The sequence below is a fragment of the Sulfuriferula thiophila genome (assembly GCF_003864975.1).
Lineage (GTDB): Bacteria > Pseudomonadota > Gammaproteobacteria > Burkholderiales > Sulfuriferulaceae > Sulfuriferula > Sulfuriferula thiophila.
In genome coordinates, this window is sequence record NZ_BHGL01000006.1 from 42,894 (window position 1) to 69,632 (window position 26,739).

28 protein-coding genes and 1 tRNA gene are annotated in these 26,739 nt (G+C 52.7%); 16 read left to right on the forward strand and 13 right to left on the reverse strand.

Annotation, left to right across the window (positions count from 1 at the left end):
* Positions 1 to 83 precede the first annotated feature (83 nt).
* The 4 genes from EJE49_RS02645 (at position 84) to EJE49_RS02660 (ending at position 1,666) form a co-directional block, all read left to right on the forward strand.
* Positions 84 to 314, forward strand: coding sequence for a DUF8778 family protein (locus EJE49_RS02645; RefSeq protein ID WP_124948863.1), 231 nt, complete (start codon positions 84 to 86; stop codon positions 312 to 314).
* Positions 277 to 627 carry a type II toxin-antitoxin system PemK/MazF family toxin gene (locus EJE49_RS02650; protein WP_223246712.1) on the forward strand — a complete coding sequence of 117 codons (351 nt, stop codon included), beginning with the start codon at positions 277 to 279 and terminating at the stop codon, positions 625 to 627. Before EJE49_RS02645 ends, EJE49_RS02650 begins: the two co-directional genes overlap by 38 nt.
* A 20-nt stretch (positions 628 to 647) precedes the next feature.
* Positions 648 to 1,283, forward strand: coding sequence for a DNA-3-methyladenine glycosylase family protein (locus EJE49_RS02655; RefSeq protein WP_124948865.1), 636 nt, complete (start codon positions 648 to 650; stop codon positions 1,281 to 1,283).
* A 92-nt stretch (positions 1,284 to 1,375) separates the two neighbouring features.
* A complete protein-coding gene (locus EJE49_RS02660) occupies positions 1,376 to 1,666 on the forward strand; it encodes a high-potential iron-sulfur protein (RefSeq protein WP_124948866.1) in 291 nt (96 codons plus the stop codon).
* Positions 1,667 to 1,744: 78 nt separating this feature from the next.
* On the opposite strand, the gene EJE49_RS02665 is transcribed toward EJE49_RS02660, so the two are convergent.
* Positions 1,745 to 3,814: a methyl-accepting chemotaxis protein gene (locus EJE49_RS02665; protein WP_223246713.1), complete on the reverse strand. Its 2,070-nt coding sequence runs from the start codon at positions 3,812 to 3,814 to the stop codon at positions 1,745 to 1,747.
* A gap of 177 nt (positions 3,815 to 3,991) precedes the next feature.
* Positions 3,992 to 6,298 (reverse strand): Tex family protein, encoded by a 2,307-nt coding sequence (locus tag EJE49_RS02670; RefSeq protein ID WP_124948867.1) that lies wholly within the window; start codon positions 6,296 to 6,298, stop codon positions 3,992 to 3,994.
* 100 nt (positions 6,299 to 6,398) lie between these two features.
* Here EJE49_RS02670 and hslO point away from each other — a divergent pair, with 100 nt between their 5' ends.
* A complete protein-coding gene (gene hslO / locus EJE49_RS02675; protein WP_124948868.1) occupies positions 6,399 to 7,277 on the forward strand; it encodes an Hsp33 family molecular chaperone HslO in 879 nt (292 codons plus the stop codon).
* A gap of 47 nt (positions 7,278 to 7,324) precedes the next feature.
* On the opposite strand, the gene EJE49_RS02680 is transcribed toward hslO, so the two are convergent.
* The 4 genes from EJE49_RS02680 to EJE49_RS02695 form a co-directional block, all read right to left on the reverse strand.
* Positions 7,325 to 9,295, reverse strand: coding sequence for an O-antigen ligase family protein (locus EJE49_RS02680; protein WP_124948869.1), 1,971 nt, complete (start codon positions 9,293 to 9,295; stop codon positions 7,325 to 7,327).
* Positions 9,296 to 9,427: 132 nt separating this feature from the next.
* Complete coding sequence (locus EJE49_RS02685) at positions 9,428 to 9,862, reverse strand: pilin (protein WP_124949239.1); 435 nt, start codon at positions 9,860 to 9,862, stop codon at positions 9,428 to 9,430.
* 388 nt (positions 9,863 to 10,250) lie between these two features.
* On the reverse strand, positions 10,251 to 10,679 hold the full coding sequence (locus tag EJE49_RS02690) for a type II toxin-antitoxin system VapC family toxin (protein ID WP_124948870.1): 429 nt from the start codon (positions 10,677 to 10,679) through the stop codon (positions 10,251 to 10,253).
* 9 nt (positions 10,680 to 10,688) lie between these two features.
* Complete coding sequence (locus EJE49_RS02695; protein WP_124948871.1) at positions 10,689 to 10,928, reverse strand: FitA-like ribbon-helix-helix domain-containing protein; 240 nt, start codon at positions 10,926 to 10,928, stop codon at positions 10,689 to 10,691.
* Positions 10,929 to 11,100: 172 nt separating this feature from the next.
* On the opposite strand from EJE49_RS02695, the gene plsY reads away from it, so the two are divergent.
* The 4 genes from plsY to EJE49_RS02715 all read left to right on the forward strand — a co-directional run bounded on the left by plsY (position 11,101) and on the right by EJE49_RS02715 (position 13,335).
* Positions 11,101 to 11,703, forward strand: coding sequence for a glycerol-3-phosphate 1-O-acyltransferase PlsY (plsY, locus tag EJE49_RS02700; RefSeq protein ID WP_124948872.1), 603 nt, complete (start codon positions 11,101 to 11,103; stop codon positions 11,701 to 11,703).
* 130 nt (positions 11,704 to 11,833) lie between these two features.
* Positions 11,834 to 12,124, forward strand: coding sequence for a type II toxin-antitoxin system RelE/ParE family toxin (locus EJE49_RS02705; RefSeq protein WP_124948873.1), 291 nt, complete (start codon positions 11,834 to 11,836; stop codon positions 12,122 to 12,124).
* Between the two features lie 9 nt (positions 12,125 to 12,133).
* Complete coding sequence (locus tag EJE49_RS02710; protein WP_124948874.1) at positions 12,134 to 12,439, forward strand: addiction module antidote protein; 306 nt, start codon at positions 12,134 to 12,136, stop codon at positions 12,437 to 12,439.
* Between the two features lie 92 nt (positions 12,440 to 12,531).
* Positions 12,532 to 13,335 (forward strand): hypothetical protein, encoded by an 804-nt coding sequence (locus tag EJE49_RS02715; RefSeq protein WP_223246714.1) that lies wholly within the window; start codon positions 12,532 to 12,534, stop codon positions 13,333 to 13,335.
* 52 nt (positions 13,336 to 13,387) lie between these two features.
* Here EJE49_RS02715 and tsaD read toward each other — a convergent pair whose 3' ends face one another.
* Positions 13,388 to 14,401 (reverse strand): tRNA (adenosine(37)-N6)-threonylcarbamoyltransferase complex transferase subunit TsaD, encoded by a 1,014-nt coding sequence (gene tsaD, locus EJE49_RS02720; protein WP_124948876.1) that lies wholly within the window; start codon positions 14,399 to 14,401, stop codon positions 13,388 to 13,390.
* Positions 14,402 to 14,508: 107 nt separating this feature from the next.
* Here tsaD and phoB point away from each other — a divergent pair, with 107 nt between their 5' ends.
* Together phoB and phoR are read left to right on the forward strand one after the other, a co-directional pair.
* On the forward strand, positions 14,509 to 15,198 hold the full coding sequence (gene phoB, locus EJE49_RS02725) for a phosphate regulon transcriptional regulator PhoB (RefSeq protein ID WP_124948877.1): 690 nt from the start codon (positions 14,509 to 14,511) through the stop codon (positions 15,196 to 15,198).
* Between the two features lie 36 nt (positions 15,199 to 15,234).
* Positions 15,235 to 16,536 (forward strand): phosphate regulon sensor histidine kinase PhoR, encoded by a 1,302-nt coding sequence (phoR, locus tag EJE49_RS02730; protein ID WP_124948878.1) that lies wholly within the window; start codon positions 15,235 to 15,237, stop codon positions 16,534 to 16,536.
* Between the two features lie 22 nt (positions 16,537 to 16,558).
* On the opposite strand, the gene EJE49_RS02735 is transcribed toward phoR, so the two are convergent.
* Genes EJE49_RS02735 through dnaX form a run of 4 tightly spaced genes read right to left on the reverse strand, consistent with a single transcriptional unit; the run spans position 16,559 to position 19,637 of the window.
* Positions 16,559 to 16,972: an HIT family protein gene (locus tag EJE49_RS02735; RefSeq protein WP_124948879.1), complete on the reverse strand. Its 414-nt coding sequence runs from the start codon at positions 16,970 to 16,972 to the stop codon at positions 16,559 to 16,561.
* A gap of 15 nt (positions 16,973 to 16,987) precedes the next feature.
* Positions 16,988 to 17,593 carry a recombination mediator RecR gene (gene recR, locus EJE49_RS02740; protein ID WP_124948880.1) on the reverse strand — a complete coding sequence of 202 codons (606 nt, stop codon included), beginning with the start codon at positions 17,591 to 17,593 and terminating at the stop codon, positions 16,988 to 16,990.
* A gap of 10 nt (positions 17,594 to 17,603) precedes the next feature.
* Positions 17,604 to 17,930, reverse strand: coding sequence for a YbaB/EbfC family nucleoid-associated protein (locus EJE49_RS02745; RefSeq protein WP_124948881.1), 327 nt, complete (start codon positions 17,928 to 17,930; stop codon positions 17,604 to 17,606).
* Between the two features lie 15 nt (positions 17,931 to 17,945).
* On the reverse strand, positions 17,946 to 19,637 hold the full coding sequence (dnaX, locus tag EJE49_RS02750) for a DNA polymerase III subunit gamma/tau (RefSeq protein WP_124948882.1): 1,692 nt from the start codon (positions 19,635 to 19,637) through the stop codon (positions 17,946 to 17,948).
* A 129-nt stretch (positions 19,638 to 19,766) separates the two neighbouring features.
* Here dnaX and rpsU point away from each other — a divergent pair, with 129 nt between their 5' ends.
* From rpsU to EJE49_RS02775, 5 genes are all read left to right on the forward strand, one after another.
* Entirely contained in the window at positions 19,767 to 19,979 is a 213-nt protein-coding gene (rpsU, locus tag EJE49_RS02755; protein WP_087446429.1) for a 30S ribosomal protein S21, read from the forward strand.
* 12 nt (positions 19,980 to 19,991) lie between these two features.
* Complete coding sequence (locus EJE49_RS02760; RefSeq protein ID WP_124948883.1) at positions 19,992 to 20,438, forward strand: GatB/YqeY domain-containing protein; 447 nt, start codon at positions 19,992 to 19,994, stop codon at positions 20,436 to 20,438.
* A 61-nt stretch (positions 20,439 to 20,499) separates the two neighbouring features.
* The gene (gene dnaG, locus EJE49_RS02765; RefSeq protein ID WP_124948884.1) at positions 20,500 to 22,209 is read left to right on the forward strand and encodes a DNA primase; all 1,710 of its coding nucleotides are present in this window, start codon (positions 20,500 to 20,502) and stop codon (positions 22,207 to 22,209) included.
* Between the two features lie 98 nt (positions 22,210 to 22,307).
* Positions 22,308 to 24,212: an RNA polymerase sigma factor RpoD gene (gene rpoD, locus EJE49_RS02770; protein ID WP_124948885.1), complete on the forward strand. Its 1,905-nt coding sequence runs from the start codon at positions 22,308 to 22,310 to the stop codon at positions 24,210 to 24,212.
* A gap of 54 nt (positions 24,213 to 24,266) precedes the next feature.
* Positions 24,267 to 24,343: transfer RNA gene (locus EJE49_RS02775), tRNA-Ile, on the forward strand.
* A 78-nt stretch (positions 24,344 to 24,421) separates the two neighbouring features.
* Here EJE49_RS02775 and ahpF read toward each other — a convergent pair.
* Both ahpF and ahpC read right to left on the reverse strand, forming a co-directional pair.
* A complete protein-coding gene (gene ahpF, locus EJE49_RS02780) occupies positions 24,422 to 25,984 on the reverse strand; it encodes an alkyl hydroperoxide reductase subunit F (RefSeq protein ID WP_124948886.1) in 1,563 nt (520 codons plus the stop codon).
* A gap of 99 nt (positions 25,985 to 26,083) precedes the next feature.
* Positions 26,084 to 26,653 (reverse strand): alkyl hydroperoxide reductase subunit C, encoded by a 570-nt coding sequence (gene ahpC / locus EJE49_RS02785; protein WP_124948887.1) that lies wholly within the window; start codon positions 26,651 to 26,653, stop codon positions 26,084 to 26,086.
* Positions 26,654 to 26,739: the final 86 nt, after the last annotated feature.

The window sequence follows — 26,739 nt, forward strand, 5'->3', positions numbered from 1 at the left end:
TTTGAATACGCTGACATGTTGCTGAAATCTGCTAGAATATCAGCATTAGTACGTTATACGTATAGCGTGTAAAGGAGGGTGCCATGCACAAAAAAATGACGATTACCCTTGATGAAGACGTTTACGAGGGATTGTATCGGACTGTCGGCAAACGGCGTATAAGCCAGTTTATTGAAGATCTGGTAAGGCCGTATGTACTGGATACCGCGTTAGATGAAGGGTATCGGGCAATGGCGGCCGACAAGGAGCGTGAAGCTGAGGCCAGTGAATGGGGTCATGCCATTATTGGAGATATGGCTGATGAAGCGCGGTGAAGTCTGGTGGGTGGAGTTTGATCCTGCAGTAGGGAGCGAGATACGCAAGACGCGCCCAGCCGTGATTGTCAGTAATGATGCAGCTAACCGGAATCTGGCGCGGGTTGTTGTCGTGCCGCTGACCAGCAACGCAGAGCGTCAGTATCCAGGTGAGGCGTTGGTAACGATAGCCGGAAAGCCAGGTAAGGCAATGGCTGACCAGATTATGGCAGCAGATAAAGCCCGACTGAAGAGTCAGCTTGATACCTTGTCCAAACTCGATATGCTGGCGCTGGAAGATGCCATTCGAGTTCATCTGGGAATGCATAAGTAGTGCTTCCCTAACAGAATATTATGAGTGAATATTCTCTCCAGCCTGATTCTGATTATTGGGCGCTTGCAACCCGGCAATTAGCACAGGCTGATGCTGTGATGGCAAGGTTGATTGCGTGCTATCCGCACACGCAGTTGCAAAGTCGCGGTAATGCGTTTGAGACGCTGGCGCGGGCGATTACCGGCCAGCAGATTTCCATCAAAGCGGCTGATACGGTATGGCAGCGCCTGCTGGCACTGACAGCGGTCAATCCGGCCGCAATCGCGGCGCAACCGGCTATTGCCCTGCGTACCTGCGGCTATTCGCAGCGCAAGGTCGAATACCTGCATGATCTCGCGCGGCATTTTGCGGATGGCTTGGTTGATCCGTCAGTCTGGCCGAATATGGATGATGCCGCTATCATTGCTGATCTCACACAAATTCGCGGTATCGGGCAGTGGAGTGCGGAAATGTTTCTGATGTTCAATCTGTTGCGTCCGGATGTGCTGCCGGTGGATGATATTGGTTTGCAAAATGCGTTTGCCATGCATTACCCTGAGCTACAGCCGTTTAATAAAGCGGGATTGCGTCGTTATGCTGAACGCTGGCAACCCTGGCGTTCGGTAGCGACCTGGTATTTGTGGCGCAGTCTCGATCCTGTAGCGGTGGCATACTGAGAGTTTTGTACTGGTTGACAGATAATGCTTCAGTGTCTATATTAGGATTTGGTTATATTGATTAACGCGTCTTTTGTATCCGGGAGCTTATTTTGGAAAATATCACAAACAAGTCAGTGTCACGCCGCTCTTTCCTGAAAGGTGCCGCTTTATTGGCCAGTATCGCAGTTGTGCCTGCTGCTCTGGTAAGTAAAGAAGCTGCCGCTGCGAAAATGGCCAAAGCCGCTTTGCAATATCAGGACAAGCCTAAAGGCGGTCTGGAGTGCGTGAATTGCGTGCAGTATGTAGCAGGTAAATCAGCCAAGGCAAATGGTACCTGCAATGTGGTAGAAGGTGATATCAACCCGCATGGCTGGTGTCTGGCTTACGCAGCTAAGGGTTAATTCCCGTCGTTCAGTAGTTCAGATGTAAAAAAGCGCAATCCTACGATTGCGCTTTTTTATTGCCGTCAGTTGTCGTGGTTAAGCCGCGATTGATGATTTCCGGGTTCGCGCTGACTTGCCAGCTAATTTGCCGGATGCAGCGGTTGGGCGGGTGCGCATCGGGATGATTTCAGCGTCATACACTTGCTGGTGCGACCAGTCGTCGTTGGTTGACTGTGCCAGTTTGAATACGCTTACCGTATCAGCTAATGAGCTCGCCTGATTTTGCAGGCTGATGGCAGCGGCAGCGGCCTGTTCCACCATTGCGGCGTTCTGTTGCGTCATTTCATCCATTTGGGTAACCGCCTGGTTAACCTGGGCAATACCCGAGCTTTGCTCCCTGCTGGCAATCGTGATTTCATTCATGATGTCGGCGACCTGCTTGATGGCGCTGACGACTTCTTCCATGGTGCCGCCGGCTTCATTAACCAGCTTGCTGCCGACTTCGACCTGGTTTACCGAGTTGCTGATCAGGATTTTAATTTCCTTGGCCGCTTCTGCAGAGCGTTGGGCGAGGCTGCGCACTTCTTTGGCGACCACTGCGAATCCACGACCTTGCTCGCCGGCACGCGCGGCTTCTACTGCGGCATTGAGTGCCAGAATGTTGGTCTGGAAGGCAATGTTGTCAATGACACCGATGATGTCGGCAATCTTGCGGGAGCTGTCTTTGATGGAACCCATGCTGTCGATGACCTGATGCACGACAGAGCCGCCTTTAACCGCAATGCCTGATGCAGAAGCTGCAAATTGACTGGCCTGATGGGCGTTATCGGCATTCTGTTTCACGGTCGAGGTCAATTCTTCCATGGAGCTGGCTGTTTCCTCCAGTGAGGCGGCTTGCGATTCGGTGCGTGAAGACAGATTGGCATTGCCGGCAGCAATTTCACGTGAGGCGGTGTTGATGGTATGTGTGCCGGTACGTACTTCGGCGACCAGTTGCGCGAGGTTGAGCGTCATGCCGCCAAATGCGTTGATCAGACCGCCAATTTCGTCTTTGCCGGTAGAACGGATTTCGTTGGTCAGATCGCCGTTTGCTGCGCTGTTTACAGCGTGCTCCAGCGATTTAACTTCACGGGTAAACGAGGTATAAAAGCCGGCGAACAGATAACCTGCAATAGCCAGTGCCAGTAACACGCCGGCTATCATTTCATTGCGCCAGTCGGTTGCTTGCTGAATGCGCTGTTGCAGTAATCCATTGATCAAATTTGCCGTCGTCATGCTGAAAGCAGCCAACTCGTCCATGCGTTTATTGCCCGCATCAAAAAACTGGTTGCCGGAAGTCTGGTTGGCTGAATTCAATACTTCGATTCGGGTTCTTTCCAGATAAGCCTTGATGGCGGCCAAGGTAGCGGTATGCGGCGCCAGCGTTGCTTTCAGTGCCGGGTTTTCATGATACAGACTGGGCAGTTGATCCGCGATGCGCTCGATGCCGAATCTGGTCAGCATGATGTCTGAGTTAAGCAGCACATCTTCATTGCCTTCAAATAAACCGGTATCGATGATGGAAGCGCCACGCCCTGAGATTTCAGCAAGGTTGTCGCTGACTATAGGAATAGTGCGGGTGAATAAAGTTATCAGGTGATGGCTCTCGGCCATTGCATCCAGGCTTAAATGAGATCTGTCGGCAATGAACGTGTTGAGCTGATTCAATTGCTTGAGTATGGCGGTGTGGCGCTCATAACTGGTTTTAGACGGGTCTGTGCTGACATTGCTTTCCAGAGTTTGCCAGTTTTGTTTCAGTGTGGCCCAAGTGGCTGCTGTACCGAAACTATTGTCGGATTTTTGCAGGTCATCGAACTGAGCCATCTTTTTGTCTATGTTGTTGCGGATTTGCGCGGCAGTTGCGCTGACCTGCTGATTGCCATTGAGCAGCATGTGTTGCAAACCGCGGTGCTGCTGGGTGAGACGGATGATGTCGTTGATTTGTTGCATATGGCGCATGCCGGCTTGCTCTTGTTCAGCCACTGAAACGGACTTCTGCAATTCGCCGAATAACAGGGCGGTGACTATAAATAACGGCGTAATAAAAACCACTGACAGCACGATGAATTTTGGCAGTAAACGCAGTTGCTGCATGAGTTTTGCGGCGGGTTGCAGAAGGGTGTGCATAATGGTCTTCCTGATGGCATAACGTTGAATTGAGGCAAAACGTTTAAACCCTGCAGGTTTAAACGTTGTCCTGGGACGAATTATGCTGACCGATTATGACTATTTAATGACTTTTTGAAGACGATTTGATGCGTAAAAAGACAGCGGGGTTACAAGCCCCGCGTGCTGCGGGGTTTGCTAATTTCGTTGTTTGATGGCACGTGCCAGCGCGCTGGCCATCGCGTTATTTTGAGGGGCTGCCGGTGCTTGCTGCGTCGGTTTGGCGGGGCGGGCCGCGGCAGGTTCGCGTGGTGTGACCGCATCCTGCAGGCGCATGGTCAGCGCGATGCGCTTGCGCTGGGCATCGACTTCCTGCACTTTGACTTTGACCACGTCACCCGCCTTGACGATGCTGTGCGGATCCTTGACGAAGGTGTCGGCCAGTGCGGAAATGTGCACCAGACCATCCTGATGCACGCCAATATCGACAAACGCGCCGAAATTGGTGACATTGGTGACCACGCCTTCCAGCACCATGCCTGGCTGCAGGTCGCTGATCGCCTCGATACCGGCTTTGAACGTGGCGGTCTTGAATGCCGGACGCGGGTCGCGGCCCGGTTTCTCCAGTTCACGCAGGATGTCCTGTACAGTGGGCAGGCCGAAGTGTTCATCGGTATAAGCGCGGGCATCTACCTGGCTGAATACGCCGGGTTGACCGATGAGCGCAGCAGGGTTGGGGGTCTGCAGGCGTTGCATGAGGTCTTGCAGGATACGCCCGGCGACCGGGTAGGCTTCCGGATGGACCGCGGATACATCGAGCGGATTGTCACCACGCACACGCAGAAAGCCGGCGGCCTGTTCAAAGGTTTTGGCACCGAGGCGCGGGACTTTCTTCAATGCTTCGCGGCTGGCGAACTGGCCGTACTGGTCACGGTAGCTGACGATGTTTTCTGCCATGGTCATCGATAATCCGGATACACGTGCCAGCAGCGGTATCGACGCGCTGTTGACGTCGACGCCGACCGCATTGACGCAGTCTTCTACTACCGCATCCAGGCTTTTCGCCAGTTTCGACTGGCTGACATCGTGCTGGTATTGGCCGACGCCGATGGATTTCGGGTCGATTTTCACCAGTTCGGCCAGCGGGTCCTGCAAGCGGCGGGCGATGGATACCGCGCCACGCAGGCTGACGTCCAGTTGCGGAAATTCATTGGCGGCAAATTCCGATGCCGAATACACCGAAGCGCCGGCTTCGGAAACCACTACCTTGGTCATGTTTAACTGCGGCAGGCGGGCGATCAGGTCAGCAGCGAGCTGGTCGGTTTCGCGCGAGGCGGTGCCGTTGCCGATGCTGATGAGTTCGACGTTATGTTTTTGTGCCAGTGTTGCCAGGGTATGTAAGGTACCATCCCAGTCATTGCGCGGCGCGTGCGGGTACACGGTAGCGGTATCAAGCAGCTTGCCGGTGCCATCCACTATAGCAACTTTAACGCCGGTGCGGATGCCGGGGTCGAGGCCCATGGTGGCACGTAATCCAGCCGGCGCCGCGAGCAGCAGGTCGTGCAGGTTGCGGGCAAACACGCGGATGGCTTCGGTTTCGGCGCGTTCGCGCAGGTCGCCGAGCAGTTCCAGTTCCAGATGCATGCCCAGCTTGATGCGCCAGGTCCAGCGCACGGTGTCGGCCAGCCACTGATCGGCACTGCGGTTCTGATTGCTGATACCGAACTGGCGGGCAATCATGCTCTCGGCAGGGTGGCTCTGCGGTGTATCGCTGAGTTCTTCCGGCAGCTTGAGTGCAACGCGCAGGATATCCTCGTTGCGGCCACGGAACAGCGCCAGCGCCCGGTGCGGCGGTACTGCTTTCAGTGGCTCGCTGTAGTCGAAATAATCGCGGAATTTGGCACCTTCGGTTTCCTTGCCCTCGGCCACGGTGGCGACCAGGATACCGTTAGCGGACAAATGCTCGCGTAACCGCGCCAGCAGTCCGGCGTCCTCGGCAAAACGCTCCATCAGAATCTGGCGTGCGCCATCCAGCGCGGCTTTGCTGTCCGGCACGCCTTTGTCGGCGTCGATATAGGCGGCGGCAGCGGTATCCGGATGCAGCGTGGGGTCATTGAGCAGGGCATCGGCCAGCGGTGTTAACCCGGCCTCGCGTGCGATCTGCGCCTTGGTGCGGCGTTTCTGTTTATACGGCAGGTACAGGTCTTCCAGCGTCTGTTTGGATTCAGCCTGCGAAATCTCGTTTTGCAGGGCCGGGGTCAGTTTGCCCTGCTCGGTGATGCTCGACAGGATTGCGCTGCGGCGCAGTTCCAGCTCACGCATATAGCCCAGTCGTTCTTCCAGATGGCGCATCTGCGTATCGTCCAGCCCGCCGGTAGCTTCCTTGCGGTAACGGGAAATAAACGGCACGGTGGCGCCTTCGTCGAGCAGGGCTACGGCCGCCATCACTTGTTGCGGGCGGACATTCATTTCAGCGGCAAGACGCTGTTCAATCGCAGGTAACATGGATTTATCCGGGGATACGTGAAAAACCGCAACTATGCATAAAGTCCAACTGGCTGACAAGCGGTATAATCACCCCTAATTCGTTACTCATTGATTCAACATGCTTACTACTGACAGCCTGACCCGTTTTATGTTTGAACACGCCGCCGTGCGCGGCGAATTAGTCAGCCTCGATGAAACCTGGCGCGAAGTGCTCAAGCACGCCGAATACCCGGCACCGCTGCAGACTTTGCTCGGTGAACTGATGGCCGCCAGCGCGTTACTGATCGCCACCCTGAAATTTGAAGGCAGCATGATCCTGCAGATGCAGGGCGAGGGTGCGGTGAAATTGCTGGTAGTCGAGGCGACATCGGAGCGTACGCTGCGCGCCACTGCACAGTGGGACGGTGATCTTACTATCGGTAACTTTGCGGATTTGCTGGGCGAAGGCCGTTTGATTATTACCCTGGATCCGGTCAGTGCTGACAAACAGGCCTATCAGGGTATCGTGCCGCTGCAAGGCACTGACGTCGCCGCCGCACTGATGCATTACATGGCGCAATCCGAGCAACTCGATACCCACATCGTACTGGCCGCCGATGAGGAATGTGCCGCCGGCATGCTGTTGCAGAAACTGCCGGATATGGTGGATGGCGATCCCGATGCGTGGAACCGTGCCACCCATCTCGCCGCAACCCTGAAAGAGGAAGAATTATTGACGCTGGATGCTGCAATGATCCTGCATCGACTGTTCCACGAAGAAGACCTGCGCGTATTCGAGGCCGAGTCTGTGCGCTTTGCCTGCACTTGCTCGCGCTCACGCGTCGCCGACATGCTTAAAATGCTGGGGCGCGAAGAGATAGAGTCCGTGCTGGAAGAGCAAGGCCAGATTGAAGTGCAGTGCGAATTCTGCAACCGCCATTATCGCTTTGACCCGATAGATGCGGCGCAACTGTGGTTGCCGAATGTGACTGCGCTGGAGGGGGAGACGCGGCATTGATGGTGTGTGGTTGCCGTGAACAATACGGCAACCACAGAAAGTAGAGATTAGTGGGGTGATTGAATCTGGGTTGCAATCGTCTGTAGTCTCTTATCGATATCCTCGCTGAAGTGAGGCGCCAGAATTAATGGCTTGCCAGTCTCTGAATCAGAGCGCACCTGCCGCAATTGTTTTTCTATGTCATCCAGTTCGGGAATGATTTTAGGCGCGGCTAGTTGACGTAATATTTCGACGTCTAATAGCTGGAAGTCTCGTTGGCTGAGAACTTGGCTTTTTGCCCATTGTAATGTACGTATTGCATCATCACGATGCCCTTCAGCTACACGCAGACGAGCAAAAACTATTAAACTGTCTACATGGTAAGGAGCTGTTTTTAAGTTGGTGACTATGATGTCATGTGCTTTGGCATAGGCGAAATTGGGGGGGAGGTCGGCTTGATGCGCAAGTAGGGTTTTCACTTCACGTACACCTATGCTTGGACTGTTCGCAGTTTGTGAACGAATTGTATCGTATCGATTCAGCGCTTCATTAAGTAATTCGCGTTTAAAGTTGCCGCCGGTCATACTTATTCCATTGCTATTCTCCAAGCCAGACTCAGCCACTTGCAGCATGACTTCTTGTGCAATGCCCTCTTCTGGGCGTATGGCGGTGATGAGTTTGGCGATGTCATAGGTGGTAATATTCGGTGCTATGCGGTTTAACAGTTTTAAACCGGGTTGCGATCCAGTTAAGCATGCTTGCGCAATAAGATGCAGGGCGAAAGGTGTAGCAATAAGTAAAATAGTAAAACTTGCTACTAAATATTTTATTGGGTGGCTGATTGAATCAAACCTCGGTAGGTTTGTTGTGCAAGGTATTTCAGTTAGTTGCGCAGCGCGGGCAAGATATATTCCCGCAATGATGTTCATAAAAGCGAAGCTGAAAATAAAATTTAGGCTGGCATGGATGAAAATCGCCAGTACCCCTAATAACAATGCGTTACTTTCGAAACCCTCTGATTTATGGCTCAGTTTAATGCTGGAACGTAATTGCCAGACAATGCCAAGTAGCATAACCAGTAATATTATTAGTGCGGGAAACCCGCCCTCTGCAGCTAGCTGTAAATAGTCATTATGAGCTGAAACACCGGCGGTTGAGTTCTCTTGATGAGATCGAAAAGCAGGGTAGATGCCAGCAAATGTTCCCCAGCCTGTGCCTGTTAAAGGGTGAGCAATAGCCATTTTTATGGTTGATTGCCACATCAATAAACGCGCGCTGGTGGATGCATCTTGGCTTAATGCATAGCTACGATTGGCAATATTTGTGTCCACACCTAAATTGGCACCGGCGTAATAGCCTAATAGAGCTAAGAGGGGTATGCTAGCAACCCACCATTTAGCTTTCGTATACCGCACTCCTGCCCATAAAAACAGAGGTAATAGTAGCAACCAGGTTGCGATCCCCGCCCGTGATGCTGTGGCAAACAATGCCATGCTGATAATAAACAAGCCAGCTCCGTATAAGATTGCCTTGCTACGAATCTGGGTGTTGGTCAAATATAGATAGGCAGCTGGAAACCATAATAGGTTCATCAATGCTGCAAAAACGTTACGATCAACCAAGGGGCCAACAGGCCAGCCATAACCGATATGAGCGATGACTTGCCATAAACCCCACATTGCCAAGCCTACCCCGCTGAGGAAAAACATTATACGTAACTGATGCCATGTTTCACCTAAGATGGAAGAGTTAGATGCGGTTAGATAAAGTACAGGTAATCCTGCCAATACTGCCACTGCTAAGATGCTAGGGTTAGGTATATTGCTACTATAAGCAACTATAAACAGCCAAGTAAGGTAAATCAGCATCAGTTTGGTTAATGAATAATCTCGCCAGATTTTTTGTTTAAATATAGCGCTACCCCCTACCATTACCGCGGTTAATAGCATTAATGCAGTTAGGGCGCTACCAATATACCAAAAGCCGGAGAGAATTAACGCTATAAGAAATAGTAGGTAAATTGATCGGGTAAGGTTCATGGCGTTAGGTTATGTTATAAACAACTCTAAGCAAAAACGAATATTTTATTCGTGCTAGTTTTGAATTTAGATGAATTTTATTTCAAAAAAAATCCCCTCAGCGAGGGGATTTTTATTTAAACAAATAATAAATTATTTACACAACTGGGTTGCAAGACATCCGCTACCAGTGTTAGCCCAAGTTACCGATCCGTTAGCACCAACTGTAGGTGTTAGGATATATGTGTCAGTAGCAGCAATACCTTCCACAGCATTAGGAGTCATTGTGATTTTGCCATCTGTGACGGAACTGTTTGCGGCATTCACGTATTTGGTGCCGCTAATAGCCACAATTCCGTTACTGCCTGTAGTGCAACCAGTAGGTGTTCCGCCAGCAGCTATGCCCAAATCTTGGATACAAATTTCTACTGAAGTTTTGACCCCTTGGCTTGCCTGTACAACTTCAGTGAATTTAGCTTTTTTAACATAATTGCTATAGGCAGGAATCGCAATCGCAGCCAGAATACCGATAATCGCAACCACGATCATCAATTCAATCAGGGTAAAACCCTTTTGTACTTTTTGCATGTTGTTCATTGTGTATCTCCTAATAAAGTGAATATAGCTAAAACACCTTGGTGTTGATCTGGTGTTCGAATGATTATACGCAAGCGTTGTGCCAGGTGTTGTTGCGGCGGTTGATTTTACAAATATTTCACAATTGAGCAGTTGTGGAGTGGTTTGAAAAACACTCGTAAATATTATGGCATATGGCTTAAACGCCTTATTTATCATGGTTTAACGGTGTTGGAAAACGAATTTTTTTAAAAGCGATTGCCTGGTTTTCTGTTGTGAAGATGTTGCGTTGCGTTGCTTTAAAAAATTCGGGACAGGTGGCAGTGATTTTTTTGGTAGTTAAATTCCGGCGCAATGTGACGTAATACGGCAGGTGTTGCTGTTGTTCAGATGTTGTAAATCAGTTGGTATTTCCCCACGGGTCAATAATGACCAGTCCTTCGATATTGCTGAAATCCTTAATATTGCGCGTAGCAATAGCTAATGAATTGACGCATGCGATTGCAGCGATTTGTGCGTCTTCGACGCTAATAGGAATGCCCAGTTTTTTACGGTTGGAGACTATTTTTGCGTATGTGTCAGCGGCATGTTGTTCAAAAGCCAGGCAGCGGTTCGCGAAGTCTTCAATAAACATGTTTTCTGCAATATCCATGAGTGACTGCTTACGTTTGCTATCAGGTAATAACGCCAGCCCCAGGTTTATTTCAGCACGCGTAATGGCGCTAATCCACAGGTGCGCTGCCGGTTGCTGGTCTATCCAGTGTAATACAAGCTCATCAGGTTTGGGGCGCATGAGCTCGGATAGCACGTTAGTGTCGAGTAGTATCATGCAGCGGCATTATTCGCCAAAATCAGGGGTCGGTCGGGATAGTGTGCGTGCTGGAAGGGGTAACTCTACGCCACCCAATGCAGCGAAACGTTGCGAGATTTTGCTACCCAGTCCGCTTGTGTTGCTTGCCAAAGCGCGTTTCAGAATTTGTCTGGCTTCTTCTTCCATGGAATTGCCGTGCTGTGCCGCCAGTATGCGTAAATCCGTTTTAATGGATTCGTCGAGGTTACGTATGGTAATGCTGGCCATGTGAATACTCCTGCTGAATGATTGCATTGTAATCATTGATAGCGTTTTTATCAATATAAAACCGGAAATGATAGTGAGTGGATGAGTGTAGGCAGGCGTGTCCAGGTCCATTTATATGGAAATCACTGACTCGCGGTTACAATATGTTTTTTAGAATTGATGCGGAATGACGATGATGGCGTTAGTGGTGGTGGTGTTGGCTTATTTGTTGGGGTCGTTGTCGTTTGCGGTGCTGGTCAGCCGTGCTTTCGGCTTGCCGGATCCGCGCAGCCATGGTTCGGGCAATCCAGGGGCGACCAATATGTTGCGTACCGGGCGCAAGTCGGCGGCGGTGCTGACGCTGCTGGGTGATATGGCGAAAGGCTGGCTGGCGGTGTGGCTGGCGGGCTATTTGAGCGTGCGCTATCAGTTGCCGGGCTGGGTAATCTATGCCGCGGCAGTGGCGGTGTTTCTGGGGCATTTGTATCCGGTGTTCTTCGGCTTTAAAGGTGGCAAGGGCGTGGCTACGGCGGTGGGTGTGCTGTTCGCGGTTTCGCTGTGGCTGGGACTGGTGTGTGTGTCGATCTGGGTTGCGGTGTTTGTGATTTCGCGGGTTTCGTCACTGGCGGCGCTGGTGGCGGCGGCGGTAGCGCCAGTATTCGGCTACTATCTGCTGGGGGATATAGTTGCGCTTGCGGCGTTATCGGTATTAACAGTGTTGATCTTCTGGCGGCATCGGGCGAATATTCAACGCTTGTTGGCCGGTGAAGAAGGGCGTTTTGCCAAGCGTAAGTGAGTATCTGACTGCGAGGTGAATGATGGCTTGGATTGAAAAAAAATGGATTATGCGCGTAGCCAACTGACCCAAGTGTTGCGTGGTGTAGAGCGTTATTGTATATATGTATCCTTAGGGATACAATAGGCTAATGATCGAGATTCGCCAAACCGAATACTATGCCTCATGGTTTGCCTCGCTGAAAGATCGGGTGGCGCGCGCTCGCATTGATGTGCGTATCCGTCGTTTATCTCTTGGCAATCCCGGAGATGTGAAGCCGGTAGGTAGTGGCGTCTCGGAGTTGCGGATAGACTATGGTCCCGGCTATCGAGTCTATTTTGTTCAGCGAGGCGAAACACTGATCGTTTTGTTGGCTGGTGGGGACAAGCGCACCCAAGCCAAAGACATCCATACTGCAATTGAAATGGCACAAATTCTCTAGGAGTTAAACATGGCAAAAAATGCTACTCGTCTGTGGGATGTGGCGGAACATCTGGAAACCGAGGAAGATATGGCTGCATACTTGGAAGCGGCTTTCGAAGAGGCCGATCCGGTCCTTATATCGGCAGCAATCGGCGATATAGCTCGAGCTAAAGGAATGGCTCAAATTGCCAGAGAAACGGGGCTAGGTCGTGAAAGTTTGTACAAAGCACTTTCGCCTGACGGTAATCCCGAATTTGCAACGATTATGAAAGTGGTGCGTGCATTAGGGCTGCAATTGCACGCAACTAAGGCTTCTATATCCACAAACAGCTGATAGGCATGGCACAAATCTGCATGCATCGCTCCTGGCAGAACAGGAATGACAGATTTGTGGTTGCGCCTGCTGGCGCTCTGACTGCGAGGTGAATGATGGCTTGGTTTGAAAAAGAAATGGATTATGCGCGTAGCCAACTGACCGAGGTGTCGCGCGATTCGATTGCTTTGGCGGGCGATAAGCTGGGGGAAGTGGTCAAAGAGGGAGCTGCGCAGGTCGGTGCAGAGTTGCGTGATGTGGTGCAGAGCACCAGCCATGAGATTGATCTGAAGCTGGACAAGATTTCGGCAGAGCTGCATAACCAGCGCCAGTTTACCAAGGATGATGTGCGCGAGCTGGTGGATTATGCCGGAGAGCGCCTTGCCAGTGTGCTGGATGAACGGGTGGCGGTAGCGAAGCGCGAGATTTCGTCGCTGGTACAGGAGAAGGTGGAGTATTTCAAAACCGAAGTGGACAGCTTCTTTATCCAGCGCCAGCAGGATCTGGCGCGTGAACGCCGGCGTTTGCTGCTGAATGTGTTGATTGCGGTAATGGCTTCGCTGTCGGTGGGTGTGGTGTCATGGTTTTACCAGCATCTGGCGCGCGGCGAGATGGATCTGTTCGGCATCTTCCGCGTGGTGTTCTCTGCGCTGACCGGCGGTTATGCGGTGTACTTGCTGGTGAAGCTGCTGCTGCGCTGGCGGCGCATGAAGGAACACCGTAAAGATGTGATGTTCCTGGCGATGCGTTATTGGGGCGTGCTGCGTCCGGAAAGCGTGTTTTCCAATGTATTACTGGTGGCGGTGCTGGCGCTGGTGCTGGGGCTGCTGGCATTTCCGAATATCGTCACGGAGTTACCGGGCGGTGCTGCATTATTAAGGGTGGTGCGGGATATGTTCCCGCATGTGCGCTGGTAGTGATGTAAGTTGGGTTATGGCTGTGCCTAACCCAACTTACGAATGATGTTGATCAGGCCGGGGCTTCCATGCTCTCCAGATCCCAGCGCGGGCGTACGGTGAATTTGCCTGCGGCATATCCACCATGGCGTAAGCGCATCGCGCCGGCATAAGCAATCATGGCGCCGTTGTCGGTGCAAAATTCCAGTTCTGGAAAATACACTGTAGCACCCACCTTCTTGGCCGCTGCATGCAAAGCAGTGCGCAGTTGCTGATTCGCACCTACTCCCCCGGCGACTACCAGTCGCTTGCTGCGCGTGGCTTTGAGCGCGGCCAGCGATTTGCTACTGAGTACGTCGGTCATCGCCAGTTGGAACGCGGCGGCGATGTCGGCGTGATCTGCCGGGTCGGGGTGTTTCTGACTGAGCGTGAGCACTGCAGTTTTCAAGCCGCTGAAACTGAAATTCAAGTCTCCGGAGTGCTGCATCGGCCGTGGCAGTCTGAAGAGCGTCGGGTCGCCGTTCTGCGCCAGTTTCGACAATGCGGCACCGCCCGGATAAGGCAATCCCAGTAATTGCGCGGTTTTGTCAAAGGCTTCGCCTGCGGCATCATCGAGGGTGTCGCCCAGCATGGCATATTGTCCAACATCCGTAACATGCATTAATTGGGTATGCCCACCGGAGACCAGCAGCGCGACAAACGGGTAAGCGGGCGGGTCGGCGGATAATAGCGGCGACAGCAAATGGCCTTCCAGGTGGTGCACGCCAAGCACGGGTATATCCAGGGCGACGCCGAGGGCGTGCGCGATACCGGTGCCGACCAGCAAGGCACCTGCCAGGCCGGGACCTTCGGTGTAGGCAATGGCATTAATATCACTTAACTGACGTTGCGATTCAGCGAGTATCTGGCGCGTGAGCGGCAACACGCGACGGATATGGTCGCGCGATGCCAGCTCCGGCACTACGCCACCGTATTCGGCATGCATGGCGATCTGGGTATGCAGAGCGTGCGCGAGCAGTCCGAGATGGGTGTCGTAGAGCGCGACTCCGGTTTCGTCGCAGGAGGATTCTATGCCTAACACTAACATGTTAAGAAAATACGATAGAATGAAGTCGAAGCTGTTTTTGTCATCATTTTGTCATTTTGCTGTCATAACATACCTGACTATTATAATTGAATCCAAAGAGGTTATTCATGGCCGCGACAATTTTGTTGGTCGAAGATGAATCAGGTATCCAGGAGCTGGTTAAGTTTAATCTGACGCAAGCCGGTCATGCGGTGATGTGTGCGGATTCGGCGGAGCAGGCGATAACGCTGGTGCGTGAGGTGTTGCCGGATCTGGTGCTGCTGGACTGGATGTTGCCGGGTATGAGCGGTATTGAGCTGGCACGCATGTTCCGCGCGGATACGCGCATGAAAAATGTACCGATTATCATGCTTACCGCGCGTGGCGATGAGCGTGACAAAGTGCTCGGGCTGGAAACCGGCGCTGACGATTATATTACCAAGCCGTTTTCCCCTAAAGAATTGACCGCCCGGATCAAAGCGGTATTGCGTCGTCGTGCGCCACAAATGACGGAAGATCGCGTGGAAATCCGCGGTTTGAGTCTGGATCCGGTGAGCCATCGGGTGATGGGTAACAGCGTGCCGCTGGAGTTGGGTCCGACTGAATTTCGTTTGCTGCATTTCATGATGACACATCCGGAGCGCGTTTATTCACGTGCGCAATTGCTTGACCATGTGTGGGGCGATCATGTGTTTGTTGAAGAGCGTACGGTAGATGTGCATATCCGTCGTTTGCGTCTGGCACTGGAAGTCTCCGGTCACGAAAGTCTGATTGATACCGTGCGCGGCGCGGGTTATCGGTTGTCTGCACAGGTATAATATGGGCAAGGCCTGTGAGCGAAAGCGGAGAACGATTTGATTGATTTTTGGTGGCGGCCATTGTTGATGTTGTGCGCCCTGATTGCCGTTGCACTGAGTGCAGCGCTGTTTTGGGGCTTAATGGTTGCAACGGTTGTTTTCATTGCAGGTCTGCTGATTTATCTTGGGTATCATTTGCGGCAGATGGCGGCGCTAGCAACCTGGCTGGAGCATGGCGAACGCACTCGTATACCGTCGGCAAGTGGTGCCTGGGATGAGATTTTTTATGGTCTCGATCGGCTGATGCGACGGCAGAAGCGCAGTACTTCCAAGCTGTCTGCGGTGCTGGAACGGTTCGAGCATGCTGCACAGGCGATTCCCGATGGCATCGTGATGCTGAATGAGGCAGATCAGATCGACTGGTTCAATCCGGCAGCAGGGCGTCATTTCGGTCTGGATGATAATGCTGACCGCGGTCAGTTTATTGGTTACCTCATACGTCAGTCGACATTCCATGAATATCTGAGCGGTGATGATTATCGCGAGCCGCTGGTGATGAAATCACCCGCCAGCCGGGAGATGAGTCTGTCGGTGCAGATGGTGCCGTTCGGCGATAATCAGAAAATGCTGATTTCGCGCGATATCACCCAGTTCGAGATGGTTGAGGCGATGCGCCGTGATTTTGTGGCGAATGTTTCCCATGAGTTGCGTACGCCATTAACCGTCGTCGGCGGTTTTCTGGAAACCTTCCTCGATATGGGCAGCATTCCGCCCGCCGATTTCCATAAATATTGCGACCTGATGCAGCAGCAGACCGAGCGTATGCGCCGGCTGGTGGATGATCTGCTGACTTTGTCGCGGCTGGAAAGCCCGCAGAACCGCCTGGTCGAAGCGCCTGTCAGTATGTCGCAACTGGTGCAATCTCTGTATCAGGATGCGCTGAGTCTGAGTGCGGGGCGGCACGATATCACGCTGGAAAGCGAGAGCGAGGATGCGTTAATCGGTAATGCGGATGAGTTGACCAGCGCGCTGGGCAATCTGGTAAGTAATGCCGTACGTTATACCCCGCCCGGTGGCGCCATAACGTTGCGCTGGGGTTGGCGTGATAACGCGCTGTGCTTCAGTGTGCGGGATAGCGGCGAGGGTATCGAAGCCCAGCATATACCGCGATTAACCGAACGTTTTTACCGGGTTGATCGTGGCCGTTCTCGTGAAACAGGCGGTACCGGGCTGGGGCTGGCCATTGTCAAGCATGTGCTGACTCGCCATCAGGGACGTCTTGCAATTGAGAGCAAGGTAGGTAAGGGCAGTTGTTTCAGTGCGTGCTTCCCGGCTACGCGGGTGGTGAAAGTAGCTTGAGGCTACCGGCGTGATTACAATGTCAGGACAGGCGCTGTGACAAGGTGGCCCTGAGTACGCTGGCGATCAGGTTGTTGTCCTGGTTGGGATTGGTTTCGCGCTGCGCTTCACCCCAGATCGGATTGGGAAAGTGCTTGTCTTCCTTGAAGCGCGGAATGACGTGCCAGTGCAGATGCGGCACCATATTGCCCAGGCTGGCCAGATTGATTTTGTCTGGTTTTAATGTGTCGCGCACGGCGGCTTCTACTGCAAACACCACGCGCATCATGCGGTTTTGTTGCACTGTAGTCAGATCACTCATCTCTTTGATGTGCTCATGCCAGATGACCCGGCAAAATCCGGGATAGTCATTGTCAGCAACCAGTATCACCCTGCAGAAGGCATCCTGCCACAGCAGTTCTCCCCCGGTCGTTTCGCATAATTCGCAGTTAGTCATGGTGTTTGCAGGCCTTTAGTTGGTGTCGCAGCGCCGTCTGTCAGTCAGTGCTTGTGCCAGTGTGCCGGAATCAATGTGTTCAAGTTCGCCTCCCACCGGTACGCCGCGAGCGATGCGACTGACGGCGATACCGCGTGCGCGCAGCAGTTCGGTGATGGCGTGTGCGGTGGCTTCACCTTCCATGGTGAAGTTGGTAGCGAGGATGACTTCCTGCACCGTGCCATTGCTGGCGCGCTGAATCAGGCGGTCAAGGTGGATTTCACGCGGGCCGATGCCATCCAGTGGCGATAATCGCCCCATCAGCACAAAATACAAGCCGTGATAGCTTTGCGTTTGCTCCATCATCAGCAGGTCGGTCGGCATTTCGATCACGGCCAATTGGCTGGTATCGCGCGCGGAATCCGAGCACAGCGGGCAGATAGGCGTTTCACTAAAGTCATTACACAGTTCGCAATGGTTGAGCTGGGTCAGCGCCTGTTCAATGGCGTGACCCAGTCTGACCGCACCCTGCCGGTCGCGCTGCAGCAGGTGATAAGCCATGCGCTGCGCGGATTTTGGTCCGATGCCAGGCAGTACGCGTAATGCGGCGATCAGTTCGGCAAGGCGGGTAGGGGATTTCACAGAGGATTAATCAGAATGGCAGCTTGAAGCCTGGTGGCAGATTCAGTCCGGCAGTGAAGCCGCTCATTTTTTCCTGGGTCGTGGCTTCGGCTTTGCGTACAGCATCGTTCATGGCTGCGGCGATCAGGTCTTCGAGCATTTCCTTGTCGTCACTCAGTAGACTAGGGTCAATGGTGACGCGGCGCACATCGTTACGACAGGTCATTAATACCTTGACCATGCCTGCGCCGGATACACCTTCGACTTCGACGTCAGCCAGTTTTTCCTGCATTTTCTTCATGTTTTCCTGCATTTGCTGAGCTTGCTTCATCATATTGCCCAAACCACCTTTTAGCATGGCGTTACTCCTTGATTAATTTGCGGGTTGATCTACGGGTTGAATGGCGACGACATGCGCATCAAGCTGGTTGATGGCGTCGCGCACAAAAGGGTCGTCCTGAATGATGCTTTCGGCCTCGGCCTGGCGAGCAGCACGGGCATCGTTCTGCTGTTTGATCGGGGTGTTGGCGACTTCGGTGGTGAGGCTGATTTCGAGTCGCAGCGGACGGCCGAAATGGCCGCTCAGGGATTCGCGCAGCTTGTCCTGATAGGATTTGTCGGTCAGGTGCTTATGTTCGGCAGGGACGCGCAGTTGCATGTTGTCTGCTTCGAATTGTACGAATTCGCATTGCAATGCCAGCATGCGTGCTTGCCCACCCAGCTTGAGTTGCGTGACCAGCGTGGCCCAGTCGCCATTGTAGGTGGGCGCTGGCGCTGCGGGCTCGGATATATGAGGTGCGGCTGCTGTGGCGACGTTTGGTTCGGTTACGGGTGGAGTCGGTGTTGCCTGGATGGGGGCTGCCACAGCAGGTGCTACCTCAGCTGGAGGTGCTACGCTAACCGCTGGAGCTGGAGCAGCGGTTCTGACTACTGGTGCGCGCTGTACGGTCGGAGCAGGATTAGCCATGCCTATGCTGCTGGTTTGTGGCAGGAATGCCAGCATGCGTAATAAGGTCATGCTGAAGCCGGCAAATTCATCCGGTGCCAGCGCGAGGTCGCGTCGACCCAGCAGGCATATCTGGTAATAGAGTTGCACGGTCTGCGGGTCGAGTTGCGCCGCCAGTTCAATGATGGTGTCGCGATCCGGTGTGTCGTCAGCCAGTGCGGCCGGGACGATCTGGGTCAGTGCGATCTGTTGCAGCAATGCTGCAAAATCCTGCAGCGCGGCATCGAAATCGATACTGCGTACCGCCATCTGTTCAGCTTCGTTCAGCAGCGTGACGCCGTCATTGGCGATGAGCGCGTACAGCAGACTGAATAAGTAGCGCTGGTCAATTGCGCCGAGCATGCCATGCACGGTGTCGGTGAGCACTTCGCCGCTGCCGTAAGCGATGGCCTGATCCAGTAATGACAGCGCGTCACGCATACTGCCCTGGGCGGCACGTGCAATCAGTTGCAGTGCGGCTGGTTGCGAGGGTATGCCTTCCAGTTCCAGTACTTTGGTCAGGTGCTCACGCACCAGTTCCGGCGGCATTTGCTTGAGATTGAACTGCAGGCAACGCGACAGTACGGTAATGGGTATTTTTTGCGGATCGGTAGTCGCCAGAATGAACTTGACGTGTTCAGGCGGTTCTTCCAGCGTTTTAAGCATGGAATTGAACGCTGCTTTGGAAAGCATGTGCACTTCGTCGATAATGTAGACTTTGAAGCGGCCGACTGTCGGCGCATATTGCGCGTTATCCAGTACCTCGCGCATATTGTCTATGCCGGTGTTGGATGCGGCATCCAGTTCCAGCAGGTCGACAAAACGTCCGGCATCAATTTGCGTGCATGCGGAGCACACGCCGCAAGGTGTGGCGGTAATGCCTGTTTCGCAATTAAGTGCTTTGGCGAGTATGCGCGCCACTGTGGTTTTGCCAACGCCGCGCGTACCGGTAAACAGGTAGGCGTGGTGCAGGCGGTTCTGGGTCAGCGCATTACTCAACGCGCGCACGACGTGCGCTTGCCCAGCAAGTTCTGCAAAAGTTCGAGGGCGCCATTTACGCGCTAATACTTGATAAGCCATGATGCCATTTTACCAGAAGCGCTCATTATTGGATGGGCAAAAAACAAATGCCGAGCAATAAGCTTGGAAAAAATAGCATTAAGGGTTATAATCCGCGTTTTTCCTCCCCTCTTTTGGAGTTTAGATTTCATGCCTAGTGTTCGTGTTAAGGAAAATGAGCCGTTTGAAGTAGCGATGCGTCGTTTCAAGCGTACTGTTGAAAAAACTGGTCTGTTGACCGAGTTGCGTGCTCGTGAGTTTTATGAAAAGCCAACTGCTGAGCGCAAGCGCAAATTAGCAGCTGCAGTAAAGCGTCACTACAAGCGTATCCGTAGCCAAACTCTTCCTCCAAAAATGTATTAATTTGCATTTTTTATGAGTCTGAAAGCCCGAATCACTGAAGATATGAAGTCTGCCATGCGCGCCAAGGAAACGGCGCGTCTGGGAGCGATTCGGCTATTATTGGCAGCAATTAAACAGCGTGAAGTTGATGAGCGTATTGAGCTGGATGATACGCAAATAATTGCTGCGATTGATAAAATGCTTAAACAACGGCGTGATTCCATCTCTCAGTTTGAAGCTGCGGGACGACAGGATCTGGCTGATATTGAGCATTTTGAGATCAGTGTACTGCAAGCGTATATGCCAGATGCTGCAAGCGACGATGAAATTGATGCGTTGATTGCTCAAGCTGTTGCAGAAACAGGCGCTGCTGGTGTCAAGGATATGGGTAAGGTCATGGCGGCGGTTAAGCCCAAGCTGGCCGGTCGTGCCGATATGGCGCAAGTGTCAACACGGATTAAGGCCAAGTTAGTCGGCTAATTTTACGTGCTGTTCGGGTACGTATCATTAAAGGTTTCCGCTACTAAAAGGTTTGCGTTATATGATCCCGCAGGATTTTATTCAAAGCCTGTTAAGTCGCGTTGATATTGTAGATGTGATCGATCGCCGCGTGCCGCTGAAAAAAGCCGGTGCCAATTATCAAGCCTGCTGTCCGTTTCATAACGAAAAATCCCCCTCATTTACGGTTTCGCCTTCCAAACAGTTCTATCATTGTTTTGGTTGCGGTGCGCATGGCACGGCAATCGGATTTTTAATGGAATATGCCGGTTTAAGCTACGTTGATGCGATTAAGGCGCTGGCAGATCAAACCGGCATGACAGTGCCGGAGAGTGCGACGCCGAATCCGGTACGTGCGCAGCAAACAGCCAGTCTGGTAGAAGTCATGCAACGTGCCGAGCAGTATTATCGCCAGCAGCTTAAATTGTCTGCTACGGCAATTGAATATCTGAAGAAGCGTGGGCTTACTGGCGAGATTGCGGCACGTTTTGGATTGGGTTATGCGCCGAATGGCTGGCAGAACCTGGGAGCGGTATTTGAGCACTATGCTGATCCGGCATTGCATGAAGCCGGGCTGGTGGTGGTGAATGATGCGGGGCAGCGCTATGATCGCTTTCGTGATCGAGTCATGTTCCCTATCATTAATCAGAAGGGTGATGTCATTGGTTTTGGTGGTCGAGTGCTGGATGGCGGTGGCGAGCCAAAATACCTGAATTCGCCGGAAACGCCATTGTTCCAGAAAGGCAGCGAGCTGTATGGCCTGTTTCAGGCGCGTCGCGCCATTCGGGATGCCGGCCGCGTAATTGTGGTCGAAGGTTACATGGATGTCGTGGCGCTGGCGCAGCATGGCGTGGAATATGCTGTGGCAACGCTGGGTACGGCGACGACAGCAACGCATTTACAGAAATTGTTGCGCCACACAGATGAAGTGGTCTTCTGCTTTGACGGTGACAGCGCCGGACAGCGCGCAGCATGGCGCGCATTAGAGCATAGTTTGCCTATTGTTACCGACAGCAGTCGGCTGGGGTTTCTGTTCCTGCCCGAGTCGCATGATCCGGACAGCTATGTGCGGGAATTTGGGCGCGCTGGATTTGAAACGATGCTGTCCAAGTCGGTTGTGCCGCTTTCAGCCTACTTGTTCAAGCAGATTGCGCAGCAGCACGACCTGGCTACAGACGAGGGTAAAAGCGCTTTTCTAAAAGCGCTGCAGCCGTTAATTGCACAGGTAACGGCACCCAGTCTGGCGCTGATGTTGCGTAAGCGCGCGGCTGAATTAGTGCAGATTGATATGGCGGAACTTGCTGCGTTGTGGCACCTCAAACCGGTGCGGGCATTATCGGCAGGGCCGGCGCGGATAAAGCGTCCGGCGCCTGCGTCTATCAGCCGGCATTTATTACGTATGTTGTTGTTTAATCCGAGTTTGGCACAATATTTAACTGAGGATCTGCTGACGCAAACCGATACTGACACGCAAACCCTGCGCGAAGTACTTGTAATTTTGCATCAGCATCCCCATCTGGATACAGCGATGCTGATTGAGCAGGGGCAGCATCAGTTACATGCTGCCGATATTGAGCAATGCGGTGCTGAAATCATGGATTGGGAAGCCGATCTGGATGTGACACCGGAATTCAATCTGGTATTGGAGCAGTTGCGTATGACGGGTAAGCAGACGCGTATGCAGGTATTGGCGCAAAAATCGCTGCGCGATTTAACTGACGAAGAAAAAAAAGAATTACAGCAATTACGCTAAGCAGACACAGTGTTTATAACGAAGTTTTGGCTGGAATGGTGTGTCGGCTGGTATAATTATCACATTTTTAAGCAGTACTCATTGGATACATTTTTATTATGGCGATCGATCAAGACAAGAATGATGTTAAACAAACCGATGCAGAATTGCGTCGTGCCCGTCTCAAAAATCTGATTGTACTTGGTAAAGAGCGTGGCTATCTGACCTACGCAGAAATCAACGATCACTTGCCTGATGACATGCTCGACGCCGAGCAGATCGAAGGCGTGATCAGCATGATCAATGACATGGGTATCCAGGTCTATGATGAAGCGCCCGATGCTGAAGCCTTGCTCATGTCGGATGCGGCCCCAGCGGTGGCTGATGAAGATGTGGTTGCCGAGGCCGAAGCTGCGCTGTCCACAGTTGATTCCGAATTCGGTCGCACCACCGATCCTGTGCGTATGTACATGCGCGAAATGGGTACGGTAGAGTTGCTGACACGTGAAGGCGAAATTGAAATCGCCAAACGTATCGAAGATGGTCTGAAGCACATGGTGCAGGCGATTTCAGCCTGTCCGATCACCATTGATCAAATCCTGTCTTTAGTCGATAAAGTTGAGCGTGACGAAATTCGCATTGATGAATTCGTTGATGGCATTGTCGCCACCGAAGCTGAACTCGAAGCGGCTGCGGCGGCTGTCGTGACCGCTGCGGCTGAAGAAGAGGCAGCGGAAGCTGAGCTGGACGAAGAGGAAGGCGAAGAAGAGGACGATGGCAGTGCCATGGCAGCAGCCAACCTGGCACAGCTTAAAGCGGATGCAATGGAGCGTTTCGAACTGCTGCGCAAATTGGTCAAGCGCATGCAGGCTGCGCACAAGAAATACGGTTATGGCAGCAAACAATACAACGAATTGCAAACAGAAGTCTCCAACGTGCTGCTGGAAATCCGTTTCTCCGCCAAGCAGGTTGAAGCGCTGTGCAACCTGATTCGCGGTCTGGTAGAAACCGTGCGTTCTCATGAACGCGACATCATGGAAGTTGCAGTTAAGAAATCCGGTATGCCGCGTGAGCATTTCATCAAAGTATTCCCGAATAACGAAACTAACCTGGAATGGGTCAACGAACAGGCTTCCGTCAAGAAGCCTTATGTAGAAGGTCTGATTCGCCATCAATACACCATTATTGAGCGGCAGAATGGTTTGATTGCGTTGCAGGACAAGATAGGTATTCCTATCCAGGACCTGAAAGAAATCAATCGCCAGATGACCACGGGCGAAGGTCGTACCTTGCGCGCCAAGCGCGAAATGATCGAAGCCAACTTGCGTCTGGTTATTTCCATCGCGAAAAAATACACCAACCGTGGTTTGCAATTCCTTGATCTGATTCAGGAAGGCAACATCGGCCTGATGAAAGCAGTGGATAAGTTCGAATATCGTCGCGGTTACAAGTTCTCGACCTATGCCACCTGGTGGATACGTCAGGCGATTACCCGTTCCATCGCCGATCAGGCACGCACCATCCGTATTCCCGTGCACATGATCGAAACCATCAACAAGATGAATCGTATCGCCCGGCAGATATTGCAGGAAACCGGACAAGAGCCGGATCCAGCAGTGCTTGCCGAGAAAATGGAAATGCCGGAAGAGAAAATCCGCAAGATCCTCAAAATTTCCAAAGAGCCGATTTCCATGGAAACGCCGATTGGTGATGATGAAGATTCGCATCTGGGTGATTTCATCGAGGACACTTCAACCCTGGCACCAATGGATGCTGCCATTTATGACAGCCTGCAGGATGTCACCAAGGAAATTCTGGACGGCCTGACCCAGCGTGAAGCCAAAGTTCTGCGCATGCGCTTCGGTATTGAAATGAATACCGACCATACCCTGGAAGAAGTCGGCAAGCAGTTTGACGTAACGCGTGAGCGTATTCGCCAGATCGAAGCCAAGGCATTGCGTAAATTGCGTCATCCCTCCCGTTCCGACCGGCTCAAGAGCTTTATCGACAACGGTAGTCAATAAGATCCATTGCAGGCTGGTAAGAACAGCCTGAAAATGGTATAGTTTTGCGCTTTCGGGTCTGTAGCTCAGTTGGTTAGAGCAGAGGACTCATAATCCTTTGGTCCACGGTTCAAGTCCGTGCAGACCCACCAGTAAAAGTAAGGCCCACAGCAATGTGGGCCTTTTTTACGTCTTATTCCAATGATTTCTGTTACTTCGTAAATTGCTGCCTAGCCGGGTGACGAGCTTCTTATCAGGTGATCAAATGCCGACAAGCTGGCTTTTGCTCCTTCGCTCATGGCAATGATAATCTGCTTGTACGGCACAGTCGTAGCATCGCCGGCGGCGAATACGCCGGGCAGGGAAGTCTGGCCGCGTACATCGATTTCTATTTCTCCGCGAGGAGACAGGGCTAAGGTGTCCTTGAGCCAGTCTGTATTCGGCAGCAGGCCGATCTGGACGAAAATGCCTTCCAGTTCGATACGGTGGGTGGTATTGCTGGCGCGATCCTGGTAAATCAGGCCATTGACTTTGCTGCCATCGCCGCTGACTTCAGTCGACAGGGCATTGAGGATGATGGTGACATTGGGCAGGCTGCGCAACTTGTTCTGCAAAACCGCATCCGCGCGCAGCTTGACGTCAAATTCGAGCAGTGTGACGTGGGCAACGATACCTGCCAGATCAATGGCAGCCTCCACGCCGGAGTTGCCGCCACCAATCACTGCCACGCGCTTGCCCTTGAATAGCGGGCCATCGCAATGCGGGCAGTAGGCAACGCCTTTGTTGCGGTATTCCTGTTCACCCGGTACATTCATTTCACGCCATCTGGCACCGGTAGCAATCACTATGGTTTTGGCTTTGAGCGTTGCGCCATTGGCGAGACGCACCTGATTCAGGCCATCGTCGCCAGCGGGAATGAGCGCAGCAGCACGTTGCAGGTTCATGATGTCGACGTCGTACTCTTTTACGTGCTGTTCCAGCGCTACGGCCAGCTTGGGGCCTTCGGTATGCTGTACCGAAATGAAGTTCTCGATGGCGAGCGTATCCAGTACCTGGCCTCCGAAGCGTTCGGCGACCACGCCAGTGCGGATACCTTTGCGTGCCGCATAGATGGCGGCAGCAGCTCCTGCCGGGCCGCCACCGACGATAAGCACGTCATAGGCAGCCTTGGCATCCAGTATCCCGGCATCGCGTGCAGCGCTGCCGCTATCCAGTTTGGCAACCACTTCTTCCAGGGTCATGCGTCCCTGCCCGAACAGTTCGCCGTTGAGGAAGGTCATGGGCACGGCCATGATCTGGCGCGAGGCGACTTCATCCTGAAACAGCCCGCCGTCTATCATTACGCTTTCGATGCCGGGGTTTAGCACCGCCATCAGGTTCAGTGCCTGTACGACGTCCGGGCAGTTGTGGCAGGACAGCGAAATGAAGGTCTCAAAACGGAAATTGCCGGGAATGGCTTTGATCTGTTCTATCAACGCAGCATCAACTTTGGGCGGGTGGCCGCCGGTCTGCAACAGCGCCAGCACCAACGAGGTGAATTCATGACCCATGGGGATACCGGCGAAACGGATGCGTGCTGTCTGGTTGGGCAGGCCGACCGAGAATGACGGGATGCGCGCGTCTATGCCGTCGTAGCGTACGCTGACCAGCGTCGACAGCGCGCCGATGTCATGCAGCAGTTCGCGCATTTCTGCGGATTTAGTCGAATCGTCCAGCGTGGCGACGAGTTCTATCGGTTGCTGCAGGCGTTCGAGATAGGCTTTGAGTTGGGTCTGGATATTGGTGTCGAGCATGATATTTTCCTCTATGGGATTACACTGCAAAAGCGTGGATAGTATCTACGCCTTTGCGCTGCAATCCCGCTCCCGGTTTAAGCCGGCAGCGGGTGGCAATTAGATCTTGCCTACCAGGTCAAGCGAAGGCGCCAGGGTGGCATTGCCTTCTTTCCACTTGGCTGGGCAGACTTCGCCCGGATGCGCAGCAACATACTGAGCAGCCTTGATCTTGCGCAGCAGTTCAGATGCATCACGACCCACGCCACCGGCGTTGACTTCGATAATCTGGATTTTGCCTGCAGGGTCCATCACGAAAGTACCGCGTTCGGCCAGACCGGCAGATTCGATCATCACGCCGAAGTTGCGGGTGATGGTGCCGGTAGGATCGCCGATCATCGGATACTGGATTTTGCCGATGGTGTCGGAGGTGTCATGCCAGGCTTTGTGGGTGAAATGGGTGTCGGTAGATACCGCGTAGATTTCTACGCCCATTTTCTGAAATTCAGCATAGTTGTCAGCCAGATCGCCAAGCTCTGTTGGGCAGACAAAGGTAAAGTCAGCCGGATAGAAAAACACGACCGACCATTTGCCTTTAAGGCTTGCTTCGGTAACGTCAACAAACTTGCCGTTGTGGAAAGCGGTGGCTGCGAATGGCAGAACTTCGGTGTTGATTAAAGTGGTGTTCATGCGTCTTGCTCCTTGGTGGGTTAAAAATTAGTTGCTACGGAGCGTATGATAAAGAAGGGTGATTAATAAATCTAATTGAAAATATT

Coding starts and splice junctions, on each gene's coding strand:
- EJE49_RS02645 (WP_124948863.1), top strand. CDS start 84: ATGCACAAAAAAATGACGATTACCCTTGATGAAGACGTTTACGAGGGA.
- EJE49_RS02650 (WP_223246712.1), top strand. CDS start 277: ATGCCATTATTGGAGATATGGCTGATGAAGCGCGGTGAAGTCTGGTGG.
- EJE49_RS02655 (WP_124948865.1), top strand. CDS start 648: ATGAGTGAATATTCTCTCCAGCCTGATTCTGATTATTGGGCGCTTGCA.
- EJE49_RS02665 (WP_223246713.1), bottom strand. CDS start 3,814: ATGCACACCCTTCTGCAACCCGCCGCAAAACTCATGCAGCAACTGCGT.
- EJE49_RS02670 (WP_124948867.1), bottom strand. CDS start 6,298: ATGTTACCTGCGATTGAACAGCGTCTTGCCGCTGAAATGAATGTCCGC.
- hslO (WP_124948868.1), top strand. CDS start 6,399: ATGCTTACTACTGACAGCCTGACCCGTTTTATGTTTGAACACGCCGCC.
- EJE49_RS02680 (WP_124948869.1), bottom strand. CDS start 9,295: ATGAACCTTACCCGATCAATTTACCTACTATTTCTTATAGCGTTAATT.
- EJE49_RS02685 (WP_124949239.1), bottom strand. CDS start 9,862: ATGCAAAAAGTACAAAAGGGTTTTACCCTGATTGAATTGATGATCGTG.
- EJE49_RS02690 (WP_124948870.1), bottom strand. CDS start 10,679: ATGATACTACTCGACACTAACGTGCTATCCGAGCTCATGCGCCCCAAA.
- EJE49_RS02695 (WP_124948871.1), bottom strand. CDS start 10,928: ATGGCCAGCATTACCATACGTAACCTCGACGAATCCATTAAAACGGAT.
- plsY (WP_124948872.1), top strand. CDS start 11,101: ATGATGGCGTTAGTGGTGGTGGTGTTGGCTTATTTGTTGGGGTCGTTG.
- EJE49_RS02705 (WP_124948873.1), top strand. CDS start 11,834: ATGATCGAGATTCGCCAAACCGAATACTATGCCTCATGGTTTGCCTCG.
- EJE49_RS02710 (WP_124948874.1), top strand. CDS start 12,134: ATGGCAAAAAATGCTACTCGTCTGTGGGATGTGGCGGAACATCTGGAA.
- EJE49_RS02715 (WP_223246714.1), top strand. CDS start 12,532: ATGATGGCTTGGTTTGAAAAAGAAATGGATTATGCGCGTAGCCAACTG.
- tsaD (WP_124948876.1), bottom strand. CDS start 14,401: ATGTTAGTGTTAGGCATAGAATCCTCCTGCGACGAAACCGGAGTCGCG.
- phoB (WP_124948877.1), top strand. CDS start 14,509: ATGGCCGCGACAATTTTGTTGGTCGAAGATGAATCAGGTATCCAGGAG.
- EJE49_RS02735 (WP_124948879.1), bottom strand. CDS start 16,972: ATGACTAACTGCGAATTATGCGAAACGACCGGGGGAGAACTGCTGTGG.
- EJE49_RS02745 (WP_124948881.1), bottom strand. CDS start 17,930: ATGCTAAAAGGTGGTTTGGGCAATATGATGAAGCAAGCTCAGCAAATG.
- dnaX (WP_124948882.1), bottom strand. CDS start 19,637: ATGGCTTATCAAGTATTAGCGCGTAAATGGCGCCCTCGAACTTTTGCA.
- rpsU (WP_087446429.1), top strand. CDS start 19,767: ATGCCTAGTGTTCGTGTTAAGGAAAATGAGCCGTTTGAAGTAGCGATG.
- EJE49_RS02760 (WP_124948883.1), top strand. CDS start 19,992: ATGAGTCTGAAAGCCCGAATCACTGAAGATATGAAGTCTGCCATGCGC.
- dnaG (WP_124948884.1), top strand. CDS start 20,500: ATGATCCCGCAGGATTTTATTCAAAGCCTGTTAAGTCGCGTTGATATT.
- rpoD (WP_124948885.1), top strand. CDS start 22,308: ATGGCGATCGATCAAGACAAGAATGATGTTAAACAAACCGATGCAGAA.
- ahpF (WP_124948886.1), bottom strand. CDS start 25,984: ATGCTCGACACCAATATCCAGACCCAACTCAAAGCCTATCTCGAACGC.
- ahpC (WP_124948887.1), bottom strand. CDS start 26,653: ATGAACACCACTTTAATCAACACCGAAGTTCTGCCATTCGCAGCCACC.